Consider the following 23,980-nt stretch of genomic DNA (forward strand, 5'->3'; position numbering starts at 1 on the left):
AGACCGGTCAACTGCGCAGCGCGGACAGCACCCGATCCGGGTGACGACAGCTCACCAGCCAGTACGGCGTCGGGTCATCGGGGTCGTCGAGCACCACCAGCACCATCGGGCCGACCCAGGCCCTGTGCAGGACATACGCTGCCGGATCCAGCTGTCGTCCCAGCGCAGCCGACTTGGCCGACCGGGGCACCTCCGCCGACCGGGAGATGACGCTGACGGGCAGGTGTGCGTCGCCGACCCATAGCTCGGTCTCCCCGGCGGGGTGGCCCGTGCCAGGGCTGATCACCCGCACCTCGGTCTTGCTCAGCCAGATCAGGACCGCCGCTGCGACGGGCAGCAGCACGGCGAACGGCACCCAGTTGGGCAGGGCGCGCACACCCTGATTGACTTCGAGCGCGATCAGAGCCGCGACTGCCAGGCCGGGCGGCCACCACCACCACGGCACCCACAGCCGTTCGGAATAGCGCACGACTTGTGGTGCTGCGCGCGTGTCGGACACGCCGCCAAGGGTAATCTCATGCGTCGTGTCCACCCCTTTGGCAGTCGTCCGCCTAGACCGCGACCTGCCGATGCCCAGCCGGGCTCACGACGGCGATGCTGGCATCGATCTGTTCAGCGCGGTCGACGTCGAGCTGCCGCCCGGCCATCGCGCCCTCGTGCCGACGGGTATTGCGGTGGCCGTTCCGTACGGAATGGTCGGGTTGGTACACCCACGGTCGGGTTTGGCTGCGCGCGTAGGACTTTCGATCGTCAACAGCCCCGGCACGATCGACGCGGGTTACCGCGGCGAGGTCAAGGTGGCGCTGATAAACCTTGACCCCGCCGCGCCGATCGTCGTGCATCGTGGTGATCGGATCGCCCAGCTGCTGGTGCAGCGGGTGGAGTTACCCGAGCTGGTCGAGGTGACCTCGTTCGATGAGGCCGGTTTGGCCGACACTTCCCGTGGCGACGGCGGCCACGGTTCCTCCGGCGGACATGCGAGTTTGTGATGGCTTTTGGTAGACACGCCAGACCCGAAGATGACGGTTTCGACGACGCGACGGTCGGAACGGATTCGGGCGTAGGTGACGACGAGCTGGACGGCCCGTTCGATATCGACGACTTCGACGACCCGGCCGCCGCGGCGCAGGCCCGGCTGGATCTGGGCTCGGTGCTCATCCCGATGCCCGAGGCCGGGCAGGTGCAGGTGGAGCTGACCGAGGGAGGCGTCCCGAGCGCGGTGTGGGTGGTGACGGCCAACGGCCGGTTCACCGTCGCGGCATATGCAGCGCCGAAGAGTTCGGCGCTGTGGCGTGAGGTCGCCTCGGAGCTGTCGGACTCGCTGCGCAAGGACGCCTCGGAGGTGCGGATCGAAGACGGGCCATGGGGTCGGGAAGTGGTCGGCGCGGCGCCTGCAGGTGTCGTCCGGTTTATCGGTGTCGACGGTTACCGGTGGATGATCCGCTGCGTCGTGAACGGGCCGCAGCAGACCATCGACGCGCTGAGCGATGAGGCGCGGCAAGCCTTGGCGGACACCGTCGTTCGTCGCGGCGACACGCCATTGCCGGTGCGCACGCCACTTCCGGTCCAGTTGCCCGAGCCGATGGCCGAGCAGCTCCGGGTCGCCGCCGAGCAACAGGCGGCTGCCGCCCAACAGGCCGCGCAGCAGCAACCGCAGACACCCGAGACGCAGCCCGTGGCACGTCGCAGTGAGCACGGGTCGGCGATGCAACAGCTGCGCACGATCACCGGCGGCTAGCTGGCGTCGAGCAGGGCGGCAAGGCACGCGGCGCCGAGCACCGAAGGGTCGACGCCCATGTCGTCCAGCGTGACGGTGCGCAGGGCCGCGCGAGGAGCAGCGGCAACCCATTCCAACCCGACCTCCAGCGGATGCACGGGGTCGTCGGTGGCCGCGGCGACGCCCATCGGCACCGCCAGCCTCTCCAGCTCTGCGCAGGTCGGTGAGACATATCGGGACGCCGCCTCCATCGCATCGGGCAGCGATGGCCATTGGCCGACCCAGGACCGGGTCAACTCGTCGGCGAGCCACGCCGGGCTCGATGCGCGCATCTGTGCGGTCGCTGACACCAATCCGTCCCTGCGCAGCAGGTCGGCCGAATGCTTGGCGGCCTGCGCGGCGGGTGCGGTCTGCGGCGAGCCCGTCCACGGCGGTAGCGCGGCAAGCACCGCGAGGGCGCGGGCCGGGTGGGCCAACGCCCAATTCACAGCCACCGCGGCGCCGATGGACACCCCGCCCACCGCGATCGCGCCCAGCCGCGCGGCGTTGTCGAGGTCGGCGACATAGCTGTCGATCAGCCTGTCTGGTTGCGGCGGGGGCGTCACGACGACGGCGCCTGCGTCGTGCAGGGCGGCCGCGAACGCCCGGTAGACGTAGTCGTCGTCGGATCCGGTACCCGGCAGCAGAACCGCCGTCACACCGCGTAAATCGACCGCCATGATTCGATCGTGCCGTGTGGCGTAAATCACCGGCGTGGCGGGTATCCCCCAGCGTGGCGCTACGGAACTAACAGGTCTACCGTGGCGTTGGTTGGGGATCCACGGTGGATTCACAGGATGGCAGGAGACGCCATGGCTACGGCCGAAGGGTATCTGCGCCGGCTCACCCGCCGGCTGACGGAGGACCCGGAGCAACTCGATGTCGAAGAGTTGAACGAAGAAGCCGCAAGCACCGGCGCCCAGAAGGCGGTCGATTGCCAGCGCGGCCAGGAAGTGACAATGGTCGGCACCTTGCGCAGCGTCGAGGCGAACGCCAAGGGTTGCGCGGGTGGCATCAAGGCAGAGATGTTCGACGGCACCGAGGCGGTGATGCTGGTGTGGCTTGGACAGCGCCGCATTCCCGGCATCGAATCCGGCCGGACTCTGCGGGTGCACGGCCGGATGGGCAAGCTCGAGAACGGCACGAAGGCGATCTACAACCCGCACTACGAAATTCAGAAGTAGTCGCGGGCACGTACCGTTTAACTCGTGTCCGAAAAGCAAACCGGCGCTCAAGCCATCCTTGAGCAGATGGGCGGCATCAGCGGCCTGATCTATTCGTCGCTGCCCGTTCTGGTGTTCGTCCCCGTCTCCTCGCTATTCGGGCTCGTACCCGCGATCGTCGCGGCGCTGGCTGTCGCCGCCCTCATCCTGATCTGGCGGCTGGCCCGCAAGGAATCCGTGCAGCCGGCGATATCGGGGTTCGTGGGCGTCGGGATCTGCGCGCTGATCGCCTACATCGTCGGCGAGTCCAAGGGCTACTTCCTGTACGGCATCTGGATGTCGCTCTTCTGGGCGGTGGTTTTCCTGGTCTCGGTGCTGATCCGCAGGCCCGTGGTCGGCTACATCTGGAGCTGGGTCAACGGACACGACCGCGCCTGGCGCAATGTGCGCAAGGCGGTCCTGGTATTCGACATGGCGACGATCACCTGGGTGCTGGTGTTCGCGTCGCGGTTCGTCGTCCAGCGCCACCTCTACGACGCTGACGAGACGGGCTGGCTGGCCACGGCGCGCATCGCGATGGGCTGGCCGCTGACCGCGGTGGCGGCCTTGGCCACATATCTGGCGATCCGGTCGGCTCAGCGAGCCCTGCACGCGCACGCCCCGGCCGCCGACCCCGAAGGTGTCGGTTCGGACGCCACCGAGGCCGAGGACGCGGTCCGGGAAACCTAATTGGCACAACCGGGCGAGCGAAGCGATCGACGGCTCGTCGCCGTCGCCATCCTGGCCTCGTTCGTGGCGTTCCTCGACGGCTCGGTGGTCAACCTCGCGCTGCCCGCGATAAGCCGTGACCTCGGCGGCGGGCTGGCGTTGCAGCAGTGGGTGATCGACGGCTATCTGCTCACCCTTGGCGCGCTGATTCTCATCGCAGGCGCGATCTCCGATGCTTTCGGGCGGCTGGCCGTGCTGAGGACGGGGCTGCTCATCTTCGCGGGGTCGTCGCTGCTGTGTGCGGTCGCACCGAGCGGCTGGGTGCTGGTGGCCGCCCGCTGCCTGCAGGGTGTCGGCGCAGCCTTCCTGGTGCCGAGTTCATTGGCCATGATCAACGCCCGGTTCTCGGGTGCCAAGCAGGCCGGCGCGATCGGCACCTGGACCGCTTGGACCGGAACGGCTTTCGTCATCGGCCCGCTGCTCGGCGGCGTCCTCGTCGACGCGCTGAGCTGGCGGTGGATCTTCGGGGTCAACATCGTGCCGTTGGTCGTCACGCTGTATCTGACCACCAAGCTCTCGCAGGAAGAGTTCCGCCCCGACCGGCAGACCAGGGTCGATGTCGTCGGCGCGGTGCTCACCGCCGTCGGCCTGGCGGGGGCGGTGTACGCCCTCATCGAGCAGCAGCGCCTGGGCCTGTCCCATCCCGCGGTGCTCACCAGCCTGGTGGTCGGGGTCGCCTGCCTGATCGCGATCCCATGGTGGGAACGCAGGGCGCCGAACCCGATGATGCCGCCGCAGATCTTCTCGGCGCGCAACTTCGCCGTCGGCAACCTCGCCACAGTGTTCCTCTATGCCGCGGTATCGCTGGGGATGCTGCTGGTGGCCTTGTTCCTGCAGGAGACCGCGGGCTTGTCGGCCACCGAGGCCGGCCTGGCCACGCTCCCGATCCCGGTGTTGTCGTTCTTCCTCGCGCGGCGATTCGGCACCCTGGCGGGCAGGCACGGGCCGCGGCTCTACATGGCTCTTGGCCCACTGGTTGCGGCCGCAGGCTATCTGCTGATGACACGCGTGGCTGAGCCGTTCGACATCTGGACGCAGCTGCTGCCCGGCCTGGTGATGTTCGGGCTTGGGCTGTCGATGACGGTATCGCCGTTGACGTCGGCCATCCTGGCGGCGGTGGTTCCGGCGCAGAGTGGGATCGGCTCGGCGATCAACAACGCGATCTCCCGCATCGCCGGGCTGATCGCGATCGCGTTGGCGGGTGTGATCATCGGCAACTCAATGGATTTCGAGGGATTTCGGCACGGCATGTACACCGCTGCCGTGCTTTTCGCGGTGGCGGGCCTGATCTCGTGGGCGGGCATCCGCAACGACGAAGGCGACTACAGCCGGGTCTCTGCGGAGGCCGCGGCGGGATGCCACGACCGGGCGACGCCGCCGCCTGTGTACTGACGAGGGTGGTCAGCGGTTCTGCGGATGCAGCAGCAGCTCGCGCAGCTCGTCCTCGACCTCGGTGACGGCAACGAAGAGCAGTTCGTCGCCGCCCTCGAGCGGTTCGTCGCCCTCGGGCACGATGACCCGTGAGCCGCGCAGGATCGTCACCAGGGCCGCATCGCGGGGGAGCGCCAGCTTGCGCAGCGGCTTACCGCCCCATGGCGTATCCGCAGGCAGGGTGATCTCGATCAGGTTGGCCTGGCCCGTTCGGAACGCCATCAGGTGCACCAGATCGCCGACCGCGACGGCCTCCTCGACCAGTGAGGCCAGCATCCGCGGGGTGGACACTGCGACGTCGACGCCCCACGCCTCGTCGAAGAGCCACTCGTTGCGGGGATCGTTGGCGCGGGCGACCACGCGCGGCACCGCGAATTCCGTCTTGGCGAGCAGGCTGACCACGACGTTGACCTTGTCGTCACCTGTCGCGGCGATCACGACGTCGAAGTCCTCCAGATGAATGGATTCGAGCAGGGTGAGCTCGCAAGCGTCGCCGAGGCGCCACTGTGCGGCAGGGATGGCGTCGACGTCGATGTGGCCGGGGTTACGTTCGAGCAGCGTGACCTCGTGCCCGTTCTCGATGAGCTCCCGTGCGATGGATCGGCCGACGGCGCCCGCGCCTGCGATCGCGACCTTCATCTACGCGCCCTCGCTGTCTTCGGTCGGCGGCAGGGCGGCGATGGCTAGCGCCTCGGCGATATGGCCTGCGATGGCGGCGACGTACACCTGGTCGCTGGCCTGGATCACCGTCTTCGCATCGGGTAGCAGTCCGGTGCCGAACCGGATGATGAACGCCGCCCGGCCCCCGGTGGCGGCCTCCAGCTCGGTCACCCTGCGGCCCACCCAGCCTTCATGGAGGGCAAGCTCGGCGACGCCGACGTTGCCCGACGGGTCGCGCCACTTGGTGGTCTCGGTCTCCCGGGTGAGCACGTTGAGTAGCCGGTCGGTGGTCCACGGCACGGTGGCCACCGTCGGGATGCCGAGCCGTTCGTAGACCTTGGCGCGTTTGGCGTCGTAGATGCGGGCGACGACCCGTTCGACGCCGAACGTCTCGCGGGCCACCCGCGCCGAGATGATGTTCGAGTTGTCCCCGGAAGACACGGCGGCGAACGCGGAGGCTTCCTCGATGCCCGCCCGCAGCAGCACGTCTCGGTCGAATCCCATCCCCAGCACGCGTTCGCCGGGGAACTCGGGACTGAGCCGGTTGAACGCCGTGCTGTCACGGTCGATGACCGCGACGTCATGCCCGATCCGGGCCAGGCCGTCGGCCAGCGATGCGCCCACCCGGCCGCACCCCATCACCACTACTCGCACTTTTGCGGTCCTTTCGGCTGCTGCCTGAAATTGCCGTCTTCGAATCTGCGCACTCGGAACGCTACCGCCAAACCCGTCTGGGCTTACTCTTGGCACTCGTGTCCAAGCTTTCGACCGCCGCGCGCCGGTTGGTCCTCGGCAGGCCGTTCCGCAGCGACAGGCTCGCCCACACGCTGTTACCCAAGCGGATCGCCCTGCCGGTCTTCGCATCCGACGCGCTGTCGTCGGTCGCCTATGCACCAGAGGAAATCTTTCTGGTGTTGTCGGTGGCCGGCTTGTCCGCGTACTCGATGGCGCCGTGGATCGGGGTCGCCGTCGGGGCGGTGATGCTGATCGTCATCGCCAGCTATCGGCAGAACGTGCACGCGTATCCGTCCGGCGGCGGTGACTACGAGGTGGTGACCACCAACCTCGGCCCAACGGCCGGGCTCACCGTGGCCAGCGCCCTGCTGGTGGACTACGTGCTCACCGTTGCGGTGTCGATGGCGTCGGCGATGTCCAACATCGGGTCGGCGGTGCCGTTCATCAACGAGCACAAGGTGTTAATCGCTGTCCTGGCGATCCTGCTCCTGGCCTCGGCGAACCTGCGGGGCCTTCGCGAGTCCGGCACCGCGTTCGCCATCCCGACCTATGCCTTCATGGTCGGCATGTACATCATGCTGGGCTGGGGCCTGTTTCAGATCTACGTGCTCGGCACGCCGCTGCGCGCCGAGTCGGCGGGCTTCGAGTTGCACTCCGAGCACGGCGATGTCCTGGGCTTCGCCATGGTGTTCCTCGTGGCACGCGCGTTCTCGTCGGGCTGTGCGGCGCTCACGGGCGTTGAGGCGATCAGCAACGGGGTGCCCGCATTCCGGAAACCCAAGTCCCGCAATGCCGCATCGACACTGCTGCTGCTGGGCGGCATCGCGGTAAGCTTGTTCCTGGGCATCATCCTGCTGGCCAAGGAGACCGGCGTGAAGATGGCCGAGCGGCCGCACGAACAGTTGGTCGGCGCGCCTGCCGACTACCAACAGAAGACGATGATCGCGCAGCTCGCCGACGCGGTCTTCCACGATTTTCCGATCGGGCTGTACCTGATTGCCGGTGTCACCGCCCTCATCCTGGTGCTCGCGGCAAACACCGCGTTCAACGGCTTCCCTGTGTTGGGCTCGATTCTCGCCCAAGATCGCTACCTGCCCCGTCAGCTGCACACCCGGGGCGACCGGCTGGCCTTCTCGAACGGCATCCTGTTCCTCGCCTTCGCGGCTATCGCGTTCATCGTCGCGTTCCAGGCTCAGGTCACGGCGCTGATCCAGCTCTACATCGTCGGCGTGTTCGTGTCGTTCACGCTCAGCCAGATCGGCATGGTGCGGCACTGGACACGGTTGCTGACGGTGGAGAACAATCCCGACGCGCGCGCGAAGATGAAACGCTCGCGCGTGATCAACACGATCGGATTCATCTGCACCGGCACCGTGTTGATCATCGTCGTGGTGACGAAGTTCATGGCGGGGGCGTGGATCGCGATCCTGGCGATGGGTGGCCTGTTCATGCTGATGAAGGCGATCCGCAAGCACTACGACACTGTCGCGCGCGAACTGGAGGAGCAGCAGGCCGCCGAGGAGGGCGGGATCGTGCTGCCCAGCCGCAATCACGCCATCGTGCTGGTGTCCAAGCTGCATCTGCCGACGATGCGCGCCCTGGCCTACGCGCGCGCGACCCGGCCCGACGAACTGGAAGCCATCACCGTCAGCGTCGACGACAGCGAGACCCGGCAGCTGGTGCACAAATGGGAAGACAGCGATATCTCGGTGCCGCTCAAGGTGATCGCCTCGCCCTACCGGGAGATCACCCGCCCGGTGCTGGAATACGTCAGACGGATCAGCAAGGAGTCACCGCGCACCGTCGTCACGGTCTTCATCCCCGAATACGTCGTCGGCCACTGGTGGGAGCAGGTGCTGCACAACCAGAGCGCACTGCGGCTCAAGGGCCGGCTGCTTTTCATGCCGAATGTGATGGTGACTTCCGTTCCCTGGCAGCTGAATTCGTCGGAACGGCTCAAGAAGCTGCAACCGCATGTGGCGCCAGGTGACGCCCGTCGAGGCTTCCTGGATTGATCGACGAACTCACGCTGGCCACCGGACCGCCGGCAAACGGGGGGAGTTGCGTCGCGCGGCACGAAGGCCGGGTGGTGTTCGTCCGCTATGCGCTGCCGGGGGAGCAGGTCCGTGTCCGGGTGGTGGCCGATCACGGATCCTATTGGCACGCAGACGTTGTCGAGGTGCTCGAAGCCTCGCCCGATCGGATCGACTCGTTGTGCCCGATTGCGGGTGTGGACGGGGCCGGCTGCTGTGATCTGGCATTCGCCGCGCCAGAGGCGGCCCGCAGGCTGAAAGGCGCGGTGGTGGCCAACCAGCTGGCCAAGCTGGGCGGGTATCACTGGTGCGAGGAGGCGGATGCGTCCGCCGAACCGGTCGGTGCCGGCGAAGCAACGGGCTGGCGCACCAGGGTTCGGCTGGACGTCTCCGATGGCGGACGCGCAGGCTTTCACCGCTACCACAGCGCGGAGCTGGTCTCCGACCTGCGGTGCGGGCAGTTGCCGCAGGCGGCGCTCGACGGCATCGGTGATCGCGCCTGGCCTGCTGGCGCACACGTGCACGTCGCCCTGGATGACGACGGTGCGCGCCACGTCGTGCAGTCCGGCCCGCGTATCGGCAGGCGCACCGCCACCCGTGTCGTAGAGGGCGGCTACGAGGCGACCCAACGAGTCGGTGACCGGGTGTGGCGGGTGCCGGTGACAGCGTTCTGGCAGGCCCACCGTGACGCCGCGCGGGTGTACAGCGAGCTGGTTGGCGGATGGGCACAGCTGGGCGACGGAATGGTGGCGTGGGACCTCTACGGCGGTGCGGGGATCTTCGCCGCGGTGCTCGGTGAGGCCGTCGGCGACGCCGGGCACGTGCTGACGGTAGACACGTCGCGCGGCGCCTCGCGTGCGGCGCGGGCCGCACTGGCCGATCTGGGCAGTGTCTCGGTGGTGACCGACTCCGTGCGTCGCGCGATTTCGGCACAGTCGCGACGTGCCGACGTGGCGGTTCTCGATCCGCCTCGGTCGGGTGCGGGGCGTGAGGTGATCGACCTGCTCGCGGCGGCTGCCGTGCCGCGGATCGTTCACATCGGTTGTGAGGCAGCGTCATTCGCCCGCGACATCGGTTTGTATCTGGGACACGGCTACCGGGTGGAGGATCTGCGGGTGTTCGACTCGTTCCCGTTGACCCACCACATCGAGAGTGTCGCGGTGCTGACGCGATAGGTGGGCAATCAGCGAAGATGCCGATTCTGCGGGACGAAGTGGCGATGATGAACAATGTGATGTCGAGGCGTCGGGTGATCGCCATTGCCGTCGCGCTGGCGACGCCGGTGGCCGGGTTTGCGCTGCTGCTGTCCCGACCGTCGATCGATGGGCACTGGAACCACCATCCGTCGCATTTCTGGGTCGTGCTGGGCGCGGCCATCATCGCTGCCCCTCTCGGCTGGTCGATCGGAACGTCGGCGAAGCGACGAGCCGACGCTCGCCTTGCGCTGGTTTCCCTGTCGTTCCTGGCATCCGCGGCATTTCTCGGACTGCACGCGCTCGCCACGCCCCGCGTGGTGATCTCACATGCCAACGCCGGCTTCCTCGTCGCTGTCCCAATCGGCCTCGCGGTGGCCGCCGTATTCGCCCTCTGGTCGGCCATCCCGCTGGAGGGCGCACGAGCCCAGTGGGTCGCGGGCCACTTCGACACCATGCGATTCGGCCTGATGGCGACCGTGGCGGCGTGGGCGGCGTTGTCGATCCTCGAAACACCACCGCTGGACGATCCGATGCCGGTCGAGTCAGGCTCGGCGTTCATGATCATGCTGGGCGTCCCGACCGCTGTGGCATTCGCTGTGGCCGCCACGCGCTACCTCGTCATTGCACGCAACCGCGGCGCCGGTCTGCTGGCGGCCATATCGGCTGCCTGGGTGTTGCTGGGTGAGACGGCGCTAGCGGTCTCGATCACCCAAAGCTGGCGCGCTTCCTGGTGGCTGTGGCACGTGTTGATGATCGCGGCGTTCGCCGCGATTGCGACAGCGTCGGCGCGGATGCCGTCTGACGAACGCTTCAGCGACCTGTACCTCGATGACGTGGCCGCAGGAACCCGTGATGTCACAGTGTTGTTCGCCGATCTCAAGGGCTTCAGTAAGTTCTCCGAAGAGAATCCGCCAGACGTCGTGCACACGATGCTGAACACCTATTTCGAGGCTGTCCTGCCAGGGATACGGGCAGCAGGTGGACGCGTGGACCAGTTCATCGGCGACGCGGTGATGGTGACCTTCAACGTCTCCGTCGACCAGCCCGACCACGTCGCGAGAGCCGCGCGGGCCGCCGTGGACTTTCAGGCCGCAGCGCAGCGCGTCGCCGAACAGCATTTGGGATGGCCGAGGTTCCGAGCCGGGATCAATACCGGTTCCGCCAGTGTCGGCGTGGTCGGCGACGGCAGGCAGCGGGCCTACACGGTGCTAGGGGACACTGTGAACATCGCTGCCCACATCGAAGCGGCGGCACCCGTGGGGGCGATTGCGATCAGCGATGCGACCTATCGGCAGCTGACCGACGCCAATGTCACATCGCTCGGCGCGGTCACCATGAAGACGCGGACCGAACCGGTACAGATCTGGCGGCTTGACGGCCTGAGCTAGCTAGTGTGCTGAGTCGTTAATTATGCTGCAGCACACAGTCATCGGTGACCTGCGTCGCGAGTTCTGCATAGTGGTCGCGATCTTGAGCGGTGCCAGTGCCCTGGTGCAGAAATCGGTGAACCACCATGTCCTGTGACCAGTCGGGAGTCGCTCCCGACAACGTCTGAACCTGCGACTCAGGACACCAGAGAGTGTCGCGGTGCTGACGCGTTAGCGCTCGCACCGCGACACCCCCCTTCTCAGTGTGTGGTCGCCGCCTCCGCGGTGTGCGGCCCGATTTCGTTGGCGATGACGGTGACGCTGTTGGCCGGAAATCCGCCGCGGCGGGCGTGCTCGCGGATGGCGTCCTCGTCGTCCGCCTCGTGCACGCAGTAGATCTTGTCGCCCGCGACGTAGCTGGTGATCCAGCGGTACGGCACGCCGAGCGATTCGACGACATCGTTGGATTTGCCTGCGATTGCCGCCAACTCGTCATGGCCGAGGTCACTTGCACCGGGGATCTCCCGTTCGATGACATAGCGCTTCATGGCTTTTTGCTCCTGTGTGTTGTCTGCCGCGACCGTGTGTCGGGCATGACCAACATTCGGCGATCAGGACGTCGAGCACATGGGGAGAACCTCCCCATATTCGATGTCGGCTCTATTTCTGCTGCTCGCAGCGGTGCACGCCACTATCATCAGGCTTCGTGAAGCTCGCTGACAGGGACGACGAGCTCGGCGAGATCATCGCCAGGGCAGATGACGCGCGGGCGGGCCGCGGCGGAATGGTGTTTGTCTCGGGGGAGTCTGGCGCGGGCAAAACATCGTTCGTCGAGACGTTCGTGGACCGATGGGTCTCTGGCGAGCGGTTGCTATGGGGTGCGTGCGACCCGCTGCCAACACCGCGACCGTTGGGGCCCGTTCACGACGTCGCCCACCGGCTCGCACCCGCTACGCAGACGTCGTTGGCCGAAAGTGGGCAGCCCTATGACATCTTCGAAGCCGTCTACGAAGACTTGAAGACGGCGCCGTCGGTGCTCGTCCTCGACGATCTGCACTGGGCCGACCAAGGCACCATCGACCTCTTGAGGTTCGTGTTGCGCCGGATCGCGCAGACGCGGTCGCTGGCCGTCGGCATCATGCGAGACGACGAGGTCGGTGTGCGGCATCCCCTGCGCGCGTTGCTCGGTGATGTGGCACGCTCGCCGCGCGCCAGCTCGCTGCCGCTGCCGCCGCTGAGCCTGAACGCCGTCGAGGCGCTTACCGGTGAGAGTCCGGTCGATGCGGCCTGGCTGCACCGCATCACCGGGGGCAACGCGTTCTTCGTATGCGAGATGCTCGAGCATCAACGCGACTCCGACGTCGACCTCCCGACGACGGTTCGGGACGCGGTGCTGGCGCGCACGTCCGATCTCGACTCGTCCGCCTGGGATGCGCTCAACCTTTTGAGCTGCTCACCCGGGGCTGTCCCGGACCGCCTGCTGACGGACCTCGGGGTGACGCTGCCCGCACTGCGGGCGCTTTCCGACGCGGGACTCATCCGCAGGAGCCCGCGCGGTGTCGCGTTCCGGCACGACCTGTGCCGGATGGCGATCAGCAGCGTCATCCCGCCGGGTGCGGGCGCCGGCCTGCACCGACGGCTGCTCGACGCATATGAGGCGACGTCGGATGTCGATCCTGCGGTGCTGACTCACCACGCGATCGGCGCCCAAGACGTCGAACGGATCCGGCGAGCCGCCTACGACGCGGGCGTCGCGGCCGCCCGGTCTGGCGCTCACACCCAGGCCGCCGAGTTCTTCACGATCGCGCTCGATCACGGCGGCGGGTCGGAACCGCACGACGAGGCGGAGCTGCTCGAGCTGCTGGCGTGGGAGTTCTACCTGATCGACAAGCTGCCCGATGCGATCACCGCGTGCCGACACGCGATGCGCATCAGGCAGGAGCTCGGTGAGTCGACGGCCGTCAGCGCAAACCATCATTCGTTGTCGGTGTATCAGTGGTACAGCGCGAACCGGGACCTCGCCGAGGGGCATGCGGTGGAGGCGATGGACGTGCTCGATGTCGACACCGACGACGCGGATCAACTCGTGCAGCTCGGTCAGGCGTTCGCCATGCAGGCATATCTCGCCGTGCAGGCCAGTGATCTCGACCGGGCTGCGACGCTGATCGGTAGGGCTCGCGAAATCGCCGACGAGACAGGCGATTCGGCGTTGACCATCAGGGTGAGGCTGATCGAGAGCTACGGAGCCGTGCTCAACGGCGACGAGTCGGGGCGAGACGAGATTCTCGCCATCCTGAACTCGGGGCCGAGGCACATCGACGAGCTGTACTCGGGCGGATGGAGCAACATCACGTACTTCGACGTGGAGCAGCGCCGGTTGGATGTGGCGGCCGAGCTGCTCGACGTCAGCATTCCGCTCATGCTGGAACACGATCTGCCGATCTGCCGGGTGTGGCAGATCGGTTCGCGGGCAAGGCTCGAGCTGATGGTCGGCGAGTGGGACGACGCGACAGCGGATGCCGATCGGGTGCTCGACGGGCCAAGCGCGCCGTTGGCCCGAACCTGGCCCTCCCTCATTCGTGCTCTGGTGGCGCTGCGTCGGCGCGGCGCCGGGGTTGACTCGCTCGATGACGCCTGGCGACTCGCGTGCCGGTTCGGCGAACCGATCCGCATGTTGCCCGTCGCAGCCGCAATCGCCGAATTTGCTTGGCTGACAGGCACATCTGACGAACGACTGAACCGGTGTCGCGAACTGCTGAAAGACGGCCCGACCGAAGGGTTGGAATGGTCGCGGGGTGAGTTGGCCGCCTGGCTTCGCCGACTCGGCGACACCGTCGGCACGGCGGGTGTCGCCGAGCCCTACCGCCTGCTTCTCGACGGCGCATTTGAGGCGGCGGCCGACGAGTTCCATCGGCTGTCAATGCCCTATGACGGTGCGCTCGCGCTGGTCGACTCCGGCGAGCCTGCGCTCTCGGCGCGTGCGCTCGACATCCTCGACCGGCTGGGTGCCGACGCCGTCGCCGCGAAGGTGCGACGAGATCTGCGCTCACAAGGGATGGCGGTGGTGCCTGCGCGCAGACGCGCGGCGACCCTGGCGAACCCGGCGGGACTGACGGCTCGTCAGGTGGAGGTGCTACGCCTGCTGGACGACGGCCTCACCAACGCCGAACTCGCCGAGCGGTTGTACCTGTCGGTAAAGACGGTCGATCATCACGTGTCGGCGATCCTGGCCAAGCTCGACGTGAACAAGCGACGCGATGCGGTCCGAAAGGCAAGGGAGCTGGGACTTCTGGCGGATTCAGCGTCCGCCGAAGTGGCGCCGTAGCCGTCGCTGCCGGTGGGCGAACAGCGCACCGATGCCCGCCGCGACGATCGGTGTCAGCGCCCGCAATGGCGCCCGCAGCTCGAAGGTGAGGCGATCGCGGACGACGGTTCTCGCGTCGCCGTCGGGTTCAAGGGTGCGCTCGTGGCGCCAGAGCCGCATGGACAGCATCGTCGACTCTTCGTGGAAGCCGCGGCCAGGCCACAGTTGGGCGATCGTCAAGTCGTCGTAGTCGAAGGGCAGGACGCCGAACAGCCGCATCCAACAGCGGCCAACAGGAGTGCCGACCGCAACGTTGTCGACGGTCAACGACTCCTTGCCGCGCGGCATCGACATCGTCATCCACGGCCGCAGTTCGTCGTTGATGCCCTCGGGCGTCACGACGCGCGCCCACACCCGCTCCGGTGGGGCGTCGACGATGTTCTGCCGTTCGACGATCATTGCTTGAACTTAATCGGGTGAGCCGTCGGTTGGAGCCCTACGTCTCACCGTCGGAGCGCTGACGCCACCGGTCGAGCAGCGGGGGGATCTCGCCCAGCAGAAAGTCGTAGAAGTCGTTCATCTGCGTGAGACGGCGTCGCGCCAGGCTCTTGCGCTCAGTCGCCGCGATCCCCGCCTGGGCCGCCTTCTTCATTGCCGCGAGTACTTCGTTCTGATTGGTGTAGAGGACCGCCCAGGCGTCGTCTCGGAGCCGGAAGTGGTCTCGTCGGCTGGCGGGCGCAGGCACCCGCTCGACAAGGCCGACCGAGGTCAGCATTTTGACTGCTCCTGAAACCGAACCCGCACTGGCGTGCAGCCGGTCGGCGAGCTCTCCCGCGGTAATCGTCTGCTGCTCGGTGAACAGCAGAGTGGCCAGTACCCGAGCTGTCATGCGCTGAAGCCCATGGTTGGTCAGGACGAGCGCGAGCTGCTCGGCCGCGTGCTGGTGATTTGCGTCGGCCACAGGAGTCCTTCTCGGCTCTTCAGTAATCTCTGAAATTTCAGTATAGTCGGTGCTGGTGCTCCGGGAAGTCTGGTCGGAACTCGAGATCCGTTTGTCGGAAGGAGTCCACCGGCTATGTCTACCGCCGCGACCGAGGTAATTCGGGTGAGCGGACTCACCTTCACCTACCCGAAGGCAGCCGAGCCGGCCGTGCGCGGCATGGATTTTTCGGTCAGCAGTGGTGAGATCTTCGGCTTTCTCGGGCCCAGCGGAGCCGGAAAGTCAACGACCCAGAAACTCCTGATCGGCCTGCTGCGCGGTCATGGCGGGGAGGTCGCGGTATGGGGAAGGAGTCCGCTGGCCTGGGGATCGGACTACTACCAGCGGATTGGTGTCTCGTTCGAGTTGCCCAACCACTACCAAAAGCTCACTGGCCTGGAGAATCTGCAGTTCTTCGCGTCGCTCTACTCGGGCGAGACAGCGGACCCGCTGGCGCTGCTTGAGGCGGTCGGCCTGACCGACGACGCCGACACGCGAGTCGGCAAGTATTCCAAGGGCATGCAGATGCGGTTGACCTTCGCGCGGTCCCTGATCAACAACCCAGAGCTGCTGTTCCTCGACGAACCGACCTCGGGCCTGGATCCGGTCAATGCCCGCAAGGTCAAAGACATTATCTTGAGTCTGAAAGCACGTGGCAGCACAATCTTTCTAACGACCCACGACATGGCCACCGCCGACGAACTGTGCGATCGGGTGGCGTTCGTGATCGACGGGCGTATTGAGGCGATGGACAGTCCCGCCGAGTTGAAGGTCGCGCGCGGCCAGCGGCTAGTGCGCGTCGAATATCGCGGTGAGAAGCCCGGTTTCGAGACCGCCGAGTTCGACATGGACAGTCTGGCCGACGACAGCGCATTTCATACGCTGCTGCGCACCCACCACGTGGAGACAATCCACAGCCGGGAAGCCAGCCTCGATGATGTGTTCGTCGAGATCACCGGTCGGCGGTTGCGATGACGCGGTTTGCGAACGCGCTTCGGTTGGAGTTCACGCTCCAGATTCGGCAGGGCTTTCTCTATGCGGCAATATTCTCCGGACTGATTTGGCTGTCGGTGCTGCTGCCGATGTCGGGTCGCCTGCGCGCGATCGCCGAGCCGTACATCCTTTTGGGCGACACGTGCATCATCGGGTTTTTCTTCGTCGCGGGCACGGTTTTCTTCGAGAAGCAGGAGCGCACCCTGAGCGCAGTCATCTCCACCCCTCTGCGGTTCTGGGAATACCTGGGCGCGAAGCTGACGCTGCTTGTATTGGTCTCCCTACTGGTGGCGCTCACGGTTCCGACGATGAGTCACGGATTCAATTACCGCCCATTACCTTTGGTAGTTGCGGTCGTGCTGGGGACGCTACTGATGCTGCTCGTCGGATTCACCACGTCACTGCCGTTCGCCTCGATCAGCGACTGGTTCCTGGCGGCGACGATCCCTCTCGCCGTGATGACGGTCCCACCCGTCCTGTACTACTCCGGGCTGTGGCCGAGTCCGCTGGCATACCTGATCCCCACCACCGGGCCGCTGCTGCTATTCGGAGTGGCCTTCGACCAGATCAGCCTCGCGCCGTGGCAGGCCGGGTATGCGCTGGCGTACCCGATGCTGTGCATCGCAGGTATGTGGTGGATGGCGAAAGTCCTTTTTGTGCGCCACGTCGTCACACGATCAGGAGGGCAGTGATGAGTGGCGCGAGAGCACTGGTTGCGTTTGGCCGCAACGATATTCGCGGCACCTACCGTGACCCCTTACTTGTCATGATCGTGCTTGCTCCCGTCATCTGGACCACCGGGGTGGCATTCCTCACCCCGCTGTTCACCGAGATGCTGGCGAGGCGCTACGACTTCGACCTCGTTCCCTACTACCCCCTGGTACTCACCGCGTTCTTGCTCCTCACCAGCATCATCATAGTCGGCGGGTTAGGTGCCTTCCTTGTCCTCGACGAGGTCGACGCCGGCACGCTGACGGCGCTGCGGGTCACCCCGCTCCCGCTGCGCGATTTCCTGGGCTATCGGGCAACCACGGTCATCGTGGTGACCACGGTATATGTGATCGCGACGACCTCCCTGAGCGGGATTCTGGCGCCCGGCATGCTTCCGGCGCTGATCCCGATCGGGTTGCTTTCGGGCTTGTCTGCGGTCGTGTGCCTGCTGCTGATCGTCGCGGTGGCGAGCAACAAGATCCAGGGTCTGGCAATGGTGCGGGCACTGGGGATGCTGATCGCAGGACTGCCCTGCCTGCCGTGGTTCATCGGTTCGGCGTGGCACCTCGCGTTCGGTGTGTTGCCGCCGTATTGGGCGGCCAAGGCGTTCTGGGTCGCAAGCGACCACGGCACCTGGTGGCCGTATGTGGTTGCGGGCGGCGTCTATAACGTGGCGATCGGTTGGTTCCTGCTGCGGCGCTTCCTGGCCAAGAACAACTGAGGCGGAAACTAATCGACGAGCGCGACGATGAGCTCGTAGAGAGCCCAGCCGAAAAGGGCGGTCATCAGAACGATCTCGCGCCATGCCAGCGCGGGACGTGCCTGGATCGCGTAGGACATGACCTTCCGCGGCGCCGCGTCGGCTTCGGGCGCCTGTCCTTCGGTGAGCGGTTCGTCGAACCGGTGGAAGAAGATCTGGATGATGAGCATCCCGGCGACCAGGCCGGTGATGAAGCTGACCGGTTGCATTTCAGTGAGGAACAGAAGTGCCACCAACGCCACGATGATGATCAGCGTGACGCTGTCGTAGATGCTGATGATTCGACCGTCGCGGCGATAGTACGCCGCGATCCGGCCGATCCGCGTGCGGTACGGCACCGCGAAGCCGACGGCAAACTTGACCAGCCCCTGTAAGCAGAACGCGATCAAGAGAATGGTCAGGGCGATCAGCATGGAATCTCAGCCCCAAACGAAGTAGCGCAACCACAAGTAAATCGCCGAGAGGGCTATCGACATCACCGTCACCACAAAACCCTTGCGGGTGAACTCCCAAAATGAGATCGGATGCTCGGCGCGGCGGGCGATTCCGAGCATTACGACGTTCGCGCTGGCTCCCACGGCAGTCAGGTTGCCGCCGAAGTCGGCGCCCAATGCGAGCGCCCACCACAGGGCATCGGGGTGGGCGAAATCCGGCATGCTGTTCGCCAGTTCGGCGACGATCGGCGTCATGGTCGCGGTGTAGGGGATGTTGTCGATGATTCCCGACACGGGCGCAGAGACGCCGAGGATCAACATGACGGTGAGCAAGGCGTTCCCGTTGGTGAATTCGATGGCTGACCGGGCCAACGTCTCCACCACGCCGGTCTTCACCAGCGCCCCCACCATGATGAACAGCCCGGCGAAGAACAACAGCGTGTCCCATTCGACACTGGCGAGATAGTCGCGTTGCTCCAGCCGGGCGATCAGGATCAAGACTCCGCCCCCGACCAGCGCGACGACGGAGGGATCGATGTGCAGAATCGAATGCAGAATGAACGCGGCGAACACCGCGACGAGCACGATCGCACACTTGACCAGAAGCGCCGGATCGCGAATCGCCTCGCGCTCGTTCAGTGACATCACATCGGCAACGCGCTCGGGATCGACATCGAATGACCCACGGAACAACAACGGCACCATCGCGATGAAAACGATCATGACGATGATGACGATCGGCATCATGTGAATGAGGAAGTCATTGAAGCTCAGGCCCGCCCGGCTGGCGATGATGATGTTGGGTGGGTCGCCAACCAACGTTGATGCACCGCCGACGTTCGAGGCGAACACCTCGGCGATGAGAAACGGCACCGGGTTGATCTGGAGCCGTTCGCACACCAGCAACGTCACCGGCGCGATAAGCAGCACCGTAGTGACGTTGTCCAGCATCGCCGAGGCTACCGCCGTCACGAGGACCAGCAAGATCATGATCCGCAGCGGAGAACCGTTGGCGCGCTTGGCCGACCAGATCGCGATGTACTCGAAGACGCCGGTCTGTCGCAGCACACCGACGATGATCATCATCCCGAACAGCAGGAAGATGACGTTCCAATCGATGCCGGTTTCCTGGGAGAAGAACGCGTCGTCTGCCCCCACGACTCCAACGACAAGCACGATCCCGCCGCCACACAGGGCGACAAGAGTCTTGCTGATGCGATCGCTTGCGATGAGGACGTAGGCGATCACGAAAACGGTGATCGCGATTGTGGCTGCCAACTGATTAATGCCTCAACGCAGCCTCGAGCAACCGCGAAGCGGTAATCACACCGTGCAATTTCCCGTCCTTCATCACGGCGATCAGCGGGGTTCGGTAGCGTGCCATCAATGCCGCCACTTCGATGATGGTGTCATCCGCGTTGGCTGGCGGCACGTCGGTGAGGTGTTCCGGCAGCACCTGACGGACCGTCTTGTTGCCGAGTTTGTCCGCCGCGTGATCGGCCATCGACTCGTTCAGGACGCCGGCGAGAGAGGGATCATCCTGGACGTAGGTGGGCACGATGAACCGCACCACCTGAGAAGCCGGCAAGACCGCGAACGGTTTGCCGTCCTCATCGGTCACCAGGACGCCGGGCAGTCGGTGCTCGGCAAGCGTTCGCGCGGCGTCCAGCGCATTGGAGTCCACGGTGATCACGGGAAATTCCTCAGCCATCTCTTCGGCGTGCATGTCAGCACCCTACGACCGTGCGGACCATCGTCTGCTCCCTTCATGTGGTCAGATCGCGATGTGAGTAGCCGGCGACGCCGACCGCCACCGCGATCGCGCCGATCGTCATGAACGCTGCGATACCCGCCCGGTCCGGTGGCGCATTGGGCACGGCACCGAGGTGGGCGAACGGCGACAGCGTCATCACCCACTCCGGCGCGTGAACGCTCTGGCTGACAACGTTTATCAGGAACCCGCCAGCCACCGGCAATGCGCCGATCGCGACGACACCTGACGGCAACCACCCGATTGCGAGCGCGGCGGACCCGACCGCAAGCCAGGCGATCGGCGCCGAATTCAGGGCCCCGCCCAGCGCCGCACCGAGAGTGAACGGGGCATCTGTGATCATCGCGCCGACCCAGATGGCCAACCCGGCGACCACATGCAACGCAACGACGCCCGTTGTGACCACCGCGACTTCTGTGCCCGCCAGACGTACGCGCGAAGCGGGACAGGACAAGAGCTGTGTCCACCGACGGGCCCGTTCGTCGGCGACCATGGCGGCGAGCCGAGTAGCCGCGTACAAGCCCGTGGGGATGGCCAGCAAGCTGAAAAGCGCGGCAGCGAATCCATTCGCCGAATTGAGGCCGCCGAAACCGGCGGAAGAGGCGAGATCGGCGAAGCGCTGGTTGCCGTCGAAGAACTCGAGAATCGACGCGATGAGAGCTCCGAGGAGCAGGTAGTACGCCCCGATGCCGACCACCCATCCGACCGTCGGCCGGATTGCGCGGCGAATCGCGAAGCCCTCAACGGACTTCAACAGCTCGGTCCGTGGCGAACGCCGAGTCGGCATCGCGACCAGTCCGGCGCCCACGTCACGCCGGCCGGCCGCAATCAAGGCGGCCGCTGCCAACCCGACAGCCAGACCGGTCAGAACGAGGAGCGGGGCGACCCGGTTGTCGGCGTAGGGCGCGGCCAATGCGGCGAGCCCGAACGGGGTTGTCCACGCCAACCATGCAAGTTGCGCAACGCCATCCGCGAGCATCCGCACCGCGAGGCAGGCGCCGAGCAAGCCGACGGTGATGCCGACCGCGGCCGATCTCGTCGGCATCACCTGCGCGGCGAATATGGCAGCTGTCGCAAAGGTGGAAGTGACGCCCACAATCGCACCGGCATAGACCACCGCGCCGGTGGTTTCGGTCCCCGCGGCGGCCAACGCTGCGCCCACGGCAATCCCGATGAGAACCGAAGCCATGACAACCGCTGCCATCGCAGGCAGCACAATGTCGGCGACGCGTAGCCGTCCGGCAAGCACCAGATCGGCTCGGCCGGCGTCCTCTTCGCCGCGGGTGATGCGAGTGGCCGCAAGCAACACCCAGACACTGCAAAGTAAAAGCACGGGTAGCCCGGTGCGCCACACGGTGAATCCGCCTGGGTCATCGAGCGCCAAAGGCTGACCGAAAAGGATTCTTACAGCTGGATTTTCGGCCAGCGATCGCAATCCAGCCGCGTCGATGGAGCCTTCAAACGTCGTCTGAAACTGATAGGCGACCAATGCAGACATAATGGCGCACACGGTGGTGACGATCAGCGCGCCGCGGTGGACCTGCCGTACTGCCAGCCAAGCAACTGTCCGAACCGGCGCTGTTGCGGAAGTCATGGCGCTGTCACGCCGTAATAGTCGAGGAAAATCTCCTCAAGCGTCGGTTCGTGTACCGCGAGCGCGGTCACATCTGCCGCCGCCAGCGCCCGCAGCGCCGGCGCGACAGGTCCGGAAAGGTTGAACTGCAACCGATCACCATCTAGGTACTCGATATCCGTCAATCCAACGATGTTGTCCAGCAGAGGCTTTGCACCGACAAAGCTGACTTCGACTAGAGTGCGGCGGAGCCGACGCAGATTGGCGACGGTGGCTATTTCGACCAGCCGACCGGCCCTCAGGATTGCCACCTTGTCACAAACCGCTTCGACCTCTGACAGCTGGTGGCTGCTGAGGAAGACGGTCTGGCCGCGTTCGCGGGCCTGCGCGACGCAGCGGCGAAATTCCCTTTCCATCAAGGGGTCTAGGCCGCTGGTCGGCTCGTCGAGAACCAGTACGGGCGCGCGGGTGGCGAAGGCGGCGACTATCGAGACTTTCTGCCGGTTTCCCGTGGAGTATGTCTTTCCGGGTCTGTCCAAGTCGAGCTCGAAGCGGTCGACGAGCTCGGTGCGGTAATCGGTGTCGACGCCCGGTCCTAAGTTCCCGAGCAGTTCCAGGATTTCGGCACCGGTCAACGTCGGCCACAGCGCGACGTCGGCGGGCACGTAGGCCAGGTGGCGATGAGCCTGCCGGACGTGACCGGCCGGGATGCCGAAGACTTCTGCGCCCCCCGCGCTCGGACGCAGGAGACCGAGTAGGACCCGAATCGTTGTCGATTTGCCGGCTCCATTGGGGCCGAGAAAGCCGAATACCTCACCCGAGTCGACCCTCAGGCTCAGCTCGTCGACGGCGACGATATCGCCGAAACGTTTGGTCATTCCGCTGATGCGGATTGCGGGGTGCTGATTGGTGCGGCCACGCACCGCCGATTGAGCGTGCACCGAAGGCCTTTCACGGGTCGGGTCAGTTACTGCCGACCCGACTTCCCGGCGCACCATGTTGGAATCTACGCTCACAGGCCAATTCCCACCAGTGCTTTAAGATCGGGCCGATGCCAACGGGTTTGCGACTGCTCACGCGCGGCTCGTGGCCGGAGTCGCAGCGCTTCGCCGAGATTCTCCGCAGGGAGACGGTTGGTGGTGTGCTGCTGTTGATCACCGCAGGGGCGGCTCTGATTTGGGCGAATTCGCCGTGGTCGGCCGCCTATCGGGCGGTTTCTGATTTCGCCGTCGGTCCCGAGTCGCTGCACTTGAACCTGACGGTGTCGGCGTGGGCTGCCGACGGACTGCTGGCGATCTTCTTCTTCGTCGTCGGCTTGGAGCTCAAGCGCGAGTTCGTCGCAGGCGACCTTCGCGACCCCGCGCGCGCCGCGCTGCCCATCGCCGCGGCGATCGGGGGGATGATCGTTCCGGCTGCTGTCTACATTGCGATCAACTTGGCCGCCGGGCACCCCGAGCACCTCGACGGCTGGGCCGTACCGATCGCAACCGACATCGCGTTCGCTCTGGCGGTGCTCGCAGTCTTGTCCACGCACCTGCCGACGGCCTTGCGCACCTTCCTGCTGACCCTGGCCGTGGTCGACGACTTGATCGCGATCACAGTGATCGCCGTCTTCTTCACCGACCACTTGTCCCTTGGGCCGCTGGCGCTGTCGCTGATCCCGATCGGGTTGTTCGCAGCGGTGGTTCAGCGCGGCTGGCATCACTGGTGGTTGTTGACTCCGCTTGCCGTGATCGCCTGGGCGCTCGTGCACGCCAGTGGCGTGCACGCCACGGTGGCAGGCGTTGTCCTTGGATTCGCGGTGCCGGTGCTCGGCAGGCACGGTAAGCCAACCGCAGAGCTTTTCGAGCACACGATGCGGCCGTTGTCGGCGGGCTTCGCGGTACCGGTTTTCGCCTTCTTCGCCGCAGGCGTGACGGTGGGCGGGTGGTCTGGACTAGGCGCCTCCTTGCTGCACCCGGTCACCGACGGGGTGATCGCCGGACTCGTCATCGGCAAACCCTTGGGAGTCTTCGCGACAGCGTTTCTGCTCGCCAGGTTCACTCACGCCAGCCTCGACGACGACCTCGCATGGCGCGACGTATTCGGTGTCTCATTGCTGGCTGGGATCGGGTTCACAGTTTCGTTATTGATCGGCGAGCTGGCCTTCAGTCACGGCACCGACGCGGGCGCCGACGTCAAGATCGGTGTGCTGGTCGGCTCTGTTGTCGCAGCTCTGCTGGCCGCAGTCGTTTTGCTGAGTCGCAACGCCGCCTACCGCCGCATTCACGTCATCGAGACGACCGACGCCGACCACGACGGTGTGCCCGACGTCTACGACACTCGGCAGGACTGACGCAGGCATCG

The 23,980-nt window shown here is 65.8% G+C and carries 25 protein-coding genes; 13 read left to right on the top strand and 12 right to left on the bottom strand.

Features of this window, described 5'->3' with window-relative positions; genetic code table 11:
- Positions 1-7: 7 nt before the first annotated feature.
- Positions 8-499, bottom strand: a complete 492-nt coding sequence (locus D6M19_RS16085) for a DUF3093 domain-containing protein (protein ID WP_123026226.1) — start codon at positions 497-499, stop codon at positions 8-10.
- A gap of 25 nt (positions 500-524) precedes the next feature.
- Between D6M19_RS16085 and dut the strand changes: the two genes are divergently transcribed.
- Positions 525-989, top strand: a complete 465-nt coding sequence (gene dut / locus D6M19_RS16090; RefSeq protein ID WP_123026227.1) for a dUTP diphosphatase — start codon at positions 525-527, stop codon at positions 987-989.
- The gene (locus D6M19_RS16095; RefSeq protein WP_123026228.1) at positions 989-1,738 is read left to right on the top strand and encodes a DUF3710 domain-containing protein; all 750 of its coding nucleotides are present in this window, start codon (positions 989-991) and stop codon (positions 1,736-1,738) included. The genes dut and D6M19_RS16095 overlap by 1 nt, the downstream gene beginning before the upstream one ends.
- Here D6M19_RS16095 and D6M19_RS16100 read toward each other — a convergent pair.
- Positions 1,735-2,436 carry an alpha/beta fold hydrolase gene (locus D6M19_RS16100; protein WP_123026229.1) on the bottom strand — a complete coding sequence of 234 codons (702 nt, stop codon included), beginning with the start codon at positions 2,434-2,436 and terminating at the stop codon, positions 1,735-1,737. The genes D6M19_RS16095 and D6M19_RS16100 overlap by 4 nt on opposite strands.
- A 132-nt stretch (positions 2,437-2,568) precedes the next feature.
- Between D6M19_RS16100 and D6M19_RS16105 the strand changes: the two genes are divergently transcribed.
- The 3 genes from D6M19_RS16105 (at position 2,569) to D6M19_RS16115 (ending at position 5,079) form a co-directional block, all read left to right on the top strand.
- Entirely contained in the window at positions 2,569-2,940 is a 372-nt protein-coding gene (locus D6M19_RS16105) for an OB-fold nucleic acid binding domain-containing protein (protein ID WP_123026296.1), read from the top strand.
- A 66-nt stretch (positions 2,941-3,006) separates the two neighbouring features.
- Entirely contained in the window at positions 3,007-3,648 is a 642-nt protein-coding gene (locus D6M19_RS16110) for a DUF3159 domain-containing protein (RefSeq protein ID WP_123026297.1), read from the top strand.
- The gene (locus D6M19_RS16115; protein WP_123026230.1) at positions 3,649-5,079 is read left to right on the top strand and encodes an MFS transporter; all 1,431 of its coding nucleotides are present in this window, start codon (positions 3,649-3,651) and stop codon (positions 5,077-5,079) included.
- 9 nt (positions 5,080-5,088) lie between these two features.
- Here the strand turns inward: D6M19_RS16115 and D6M19_RS16120 are convergent, their stop codons facing one another.
- The gene (locus D6M19_RS16120) at positions 5,089-5,757 is read right to left on the bottom strand and encodes a potassium channel family protein (protein ID WP_123026231.1); all 669 of its coding nucleotides are present in this window, start codon (positions 5,755-5,757) and stop codon (positions 5,089-5,091) included.
- Positions 5,758-6,432, bottom strand: coding sequence for a potassium channel family protein (locus tag D6M19_RS16125; RefSeq protein WP_123026232.1), 675 nt, complete (start codon positions 6,430-6,432; stop codon positions 5,758-5,760).
- 89 nt (positions 6,433-6,521) lie between these two features.
- Between D6M19_RS16125 and D6M19_RS16130 the strand changes: the two genes are divergently transcribed.
- From D6M19_RS16130 to D6M19_RS16140, 3 genes are read left to right on the top strand one after another with little or no spacing between them, the layout of a single operon-like run.
- Complete coding sequence (locus tag D6M19_RS16130; RefSeq protein WP_206428539.1) at positions 6,522-8,528, top strand: APC family permease; 2,007 nt, start codon at positions 6,522-6,524, stop codon at positions 8,526-8,528.
- Complete coding sequence (locus tag D6M19_RS16135; protein ID WP_123026299.1) at positions 8,528-9,721, top strand: class I SAM-dependent RNA methyltransferase; 1,194 nt, start codon at positions 8,528-8,530, stop codon at positions 9,719-9,721. The genes D6M19_RS16130 and D6M19_RS16135 overlap by 1 nt, the downstream gene beginning before the upstream one ends.
- A gap of 17 nt (positions 9,722-9,738) precedes the next feature.
- Positions 9,739-11,130, top strand: a complete 1,392-nt coding sequence (locus tag D6M19_RS16140; protein ID WP_123026233.1) for an adenylate/guanylate cyclase domain-containing protein — start codon at positions 9,739-9,741, stop codon at positions 11,128-11,130.
- Between the two features lie 239 nt (positions 11,131-11,369).
- Here D6M19_RS16140 and D6M19_RS16145 read toward each other — a convergent pair whose 3' ends face one another.
- Positions 11,370-11,657: a DUF4242 domain-containing protein gene (locus tag D6M19_RS16145; RefSeq protein ID WP_123026234.1), complete on the bottom strand. Its 288-nt coding sequence runs from the start codon at positions 11,655-11,657 to the stop codon at positions 11,370-11,372.
- Between the two features lie 158 nt (positions 11,658-11,815).
- Between D6M19_RS16145 and D6M19_RS16150 the strand changes: the two genes are divergently transcribed.
- Complete coding sequence (locus D6M19_RS16150) at positions 11,816-14,434, top strand: ATP-binding protein (protein ID WP_123026235.1); 2,619 nt, start codon at positions 11,816-11,818, stop codon at positions 14,432-14,434.
- On the opposite strand, the gene D6M19_RS16155 is transcribed toward D6M19_RS16150, so the two are convergent.
- Positions 14,408-14,872 (bottom strand): Rv1443c family protein, encoded by a 465-nt coding sequence (locus D6M19_RS16155; protein ID WP_123026236.1) that lies wholly within the window; start codon positions 14,870-14,872, stop codon positions 14,408-14,410. The two genes, D6M19_RS16150 and D6M19_RS16155, sit on opposite strands and share 27 nt — an antisense overlap.
- Before the next feature lie 37 nt (positions 14,873-14,909).
- Positions 14,910-15,374 carry a GbsR/MarR family transcriptional regulator gene (locus tag D6M19_RS16160; protein WP_164478515.1) on the bottom strand — a complete coding sequence of 155 codons (465 nt, stop codon included), beginning with the start codon at positions 15,372-15,374 and terminating at the stop codon, positions 14,910-14,912.
- A 114-nt stretch (positions 15,375-15,488) separates the two neighbouring features.
- Between D6M19_RS16160 and D6M19_RS16165 the strand changes: the two genes are divergently transcribed.
- From D6M19_RS16165 to D6M19_RS16175, 3 genes are read left to right on the top strand one after another with little or no spacing between them, the layout of a single operon-like run.
- Complete coding sequence (locus D6M19_RS16165; protein WP_123026237.1) at positions 15,489-16,367, top strand: ABC transporter ATP-binding protein; 879 nt, start codon at positions 15,489-15,491, stop codon at positions 16,365-16,367.
- Entirely contained in the window at positions 16,364-17,077 is a 714-nt protein-coding gene (locus D6M19_RS16170) for a fluoroquinolone export ABC transporter permease subunit (RefSeq protein ID WP_123026238.1), read from the top strand. Before D6M19_RS16165 ends, D6M19_RS16170 begins: the two co-directional genes overlap by 4 nt.
- Entirely contained in the window at positions 17,077-17,817 is a 741-nt protein-coding gene (locus tag D6M19_RS16175; RefSeq protein WP_123026239.1) for an Rv2686c family ABC transporter permease subunit, read from the top strand. The genes D6M19_RS16170 and D6M19_RS16175 overlap by 1 nt, the downstream gene beginning before the upstream one ends.
- An 8-nt stretch (positions 17,818-17,825) precedes the next feature.
- Here D6M19_RS16175 and D6M19_RS16180 read toward each other — a convergent pair whose 3' ends face one another.
- The 5 genes from D6M19_RS16180 to D6M19_RS16200 all read right to left on the bottom strand — a co-directional run bounded on the left by D6M19_RS16180 (position 17,826) and on the right by D6M19_RS16200 (position 22,512).
- A complete protein-coding gene (locus D6M19_RS16180; RefSeq protein WP_123026240.1) occupies positions 17,826-18,269 on the bottom strand; it encodes a hypothetical protein in 444 nt (147 codons plus the stop codon).
- Positions 18,270-18,275: 6 nt separating this feature from the next.
- Positions 18,276-19,568: an ArsB/NhaD family transporter gene (locus D6M19_RS16185; RefSeq protein ID WP_123026241.1), complete on the bottom strand. Its 1,293-nt coding sequence runs from the start codon at positions 19,566-19,568 to the stop codon at positions 18,276-18,278.
- A 4-nt stretch (positions 19,569-19,572) separates the two neighbouring features.
- The gene (locus D6M19_RS16190; protein ID WP_123026242.1) at positions 19,573-20,016 is read right to left on the bottom strand and encodes a CBS domain-containing protein; all 444 of its coding nucleotides are present in this window, start codon (positions 20,014-20,016) and stop codon (positions 19,573-19,575) included.
- A gap of 40 nt (positions 20,017-20,056) precedes the next feature.
- Positions 20,057-21,559, bottom strand: a complete 1,503-nt coding sequence (locus D6M19_RS16195; protein ID WP_234834884.1) for an efflux permease Rv1217c-related protein — start codon at positions 21,557-21,559, stop codon at positions 20,057-20,059.
- A 92-nt stretch (positions 21,560-21,651) separates the two neighbouring features.
- Positions 21,652-22,512, bottom strand: coding sequence for an ABC transporter ATP-binding protein (locus D6M19_RS16200; protein WP_123026244.1), 861 nt, complete (start codon positions 22,510-22,512; stop codon positions 21,652-21,654).
- Between the two features lie 173 nt (positions 22,513-22,685).
- Here D6M19_RS16200 and nhaA point away from each other — a divergent pair, with 173 nt between their 5' ends.
- Positions 22,686-23,969, top strand: a complete 1,284-nt coding sequence (gene nhaA, locus D6M19_RS16205) for a Na+/H+ antiporter NhaA (protein WP_206428540.1) — start codon at positions 22,686-22,688, stop codon at positions 23,967-23,969.
- The last annotated feature ends 11 nt before the right edge of the window (positions 23,970-23,980 follow it).

The organism is Mycolicibacterium stellerae (assembly GCF_003719305.1).
GTDB classification, from domain to species: domain Bacteria; phylum Actinomycetota; class Actinomycetes; order Mycobacteriales; family Mycobacteriaceae; genus Mycobacterium; species Mycobacterium stellerae.

Excerpts from the sequence above, each read along its gene's own strand:
- D6M19_RS16190 (WP_123026242.1), bottom strand. The coding sequence starts at position 20,016 with ATGCACGCCGAAGAGATGGCTGAGGAATTTCCCGTGATCACCGTGGAC.
- D6M19_RS16200 (WP_123026244.1), bottom strand. The coding sequence starts at position 22,512 with ATGACCAAACGTTTCGGCGATATCGTCGCCGTCGACGAGCTGAGCCTG.
- D6M19_RS16145 (WP_123026234.1), bottom strand. The coding sequence starts at position 11,657 with ATGAAGCGCTATGTCATCGAACGGGAGATCCCCGGTGCAAGTGACCTC.
- D6M19_RS16105 (WP_123026296.1), top strand. The coding sequence starts at position 2,569 with ATGGCTACGGCCGAAGGGTATCTGCGCCGGCTCACCCGCCGGCTGACG.
- D6M19_RS16155 (WP_123026236.1), bottom strand. The coding sequence starts at position 14,872 with ATGATCGTCGAACGGCAGAACATCGTCGACGCCCCACCGGAGCGGGTG.
- D6M19_RS16110 (WP_123026297.1), top strand. The coding sequence starts at position 3,007 with ATGGGCGGCATCAGCGGCCTGATCTATTCGTCGCTGCCCGTTCTGGTG.
- D6M19_RS16120 (WP_123026231.1), bottom strand. The coding sequence starts at position 5,757 with ATGAAGGTCGCGATCGCAGGCGCGGGCGCCGTCGGCCGATCCATCGCA.
- nhaA (WP_206428540.1), top strand. The coding sequence starts at position 22,686 with ATGCCAACGGGTTTGCGACTGCTCACGCGCGGCTCGTGGCCGGAGTCG.
- D6M19_RS16165 (WP_123026237.1), top strand. The coding sequence starts at position 15,489 with ATGTCTACCGCCGCGACCGAGGTAATTCGGGTGAGCGGACTCACCTTC.
- D6M19_RS16100 (WP_123026229.1), bottom strand. The coding sequence starts at position 2,436 with ATGGCGGTCGATTTACGCGGTGTGACGGCGGTTCTGCTGCCGGGTACC.
- D6M19_RS16095 (WP_123026228.1), top strand. The coding sequence starts at position 989 with ATGGCTTTTGGTAGACACGCCAGACCCGAAGATGACGGTTTCGACGAC.
- D6M19_RS16170 (WP_123026238.1), top strand. The coding sequence starts at position 16,364 with ATGACGCGGTTTGCGAACGCGCTTCGGTTGGAGTTCACGCTCCAGATT.
- D6M19_RS16175 (WP_123026239.1), top strand. The coding sequence starts at position 17,077 with ATGAGTGGCGCGAGAGCACTGGTTGCGTTTGGCCGCAACGATATTCGC.
- D6M19_RS16180 (WP_123026240.1), bottom strand. The coding sequence starts at position 18,269 with ATGCTGATCGCCCTGACCATTCTCTTGATCGCGTTCTGCTTACAGGGG.
- D6M19_RS16195 (WP_234834884.1), bottom strand. The coding sequence starts at position 21,559 with ATGTCTGCATTGGTCGCCTATCAGTTTCAGACGACGTTTGAAGGCTCC.
- D6M19_RS16140 (WP_123026233.1), top strand. The coding sequence starts at position 9,739 with ATGCCGATTCTGCGGGACGAAGTGGCGATGATGAACAATGTGATGTCG.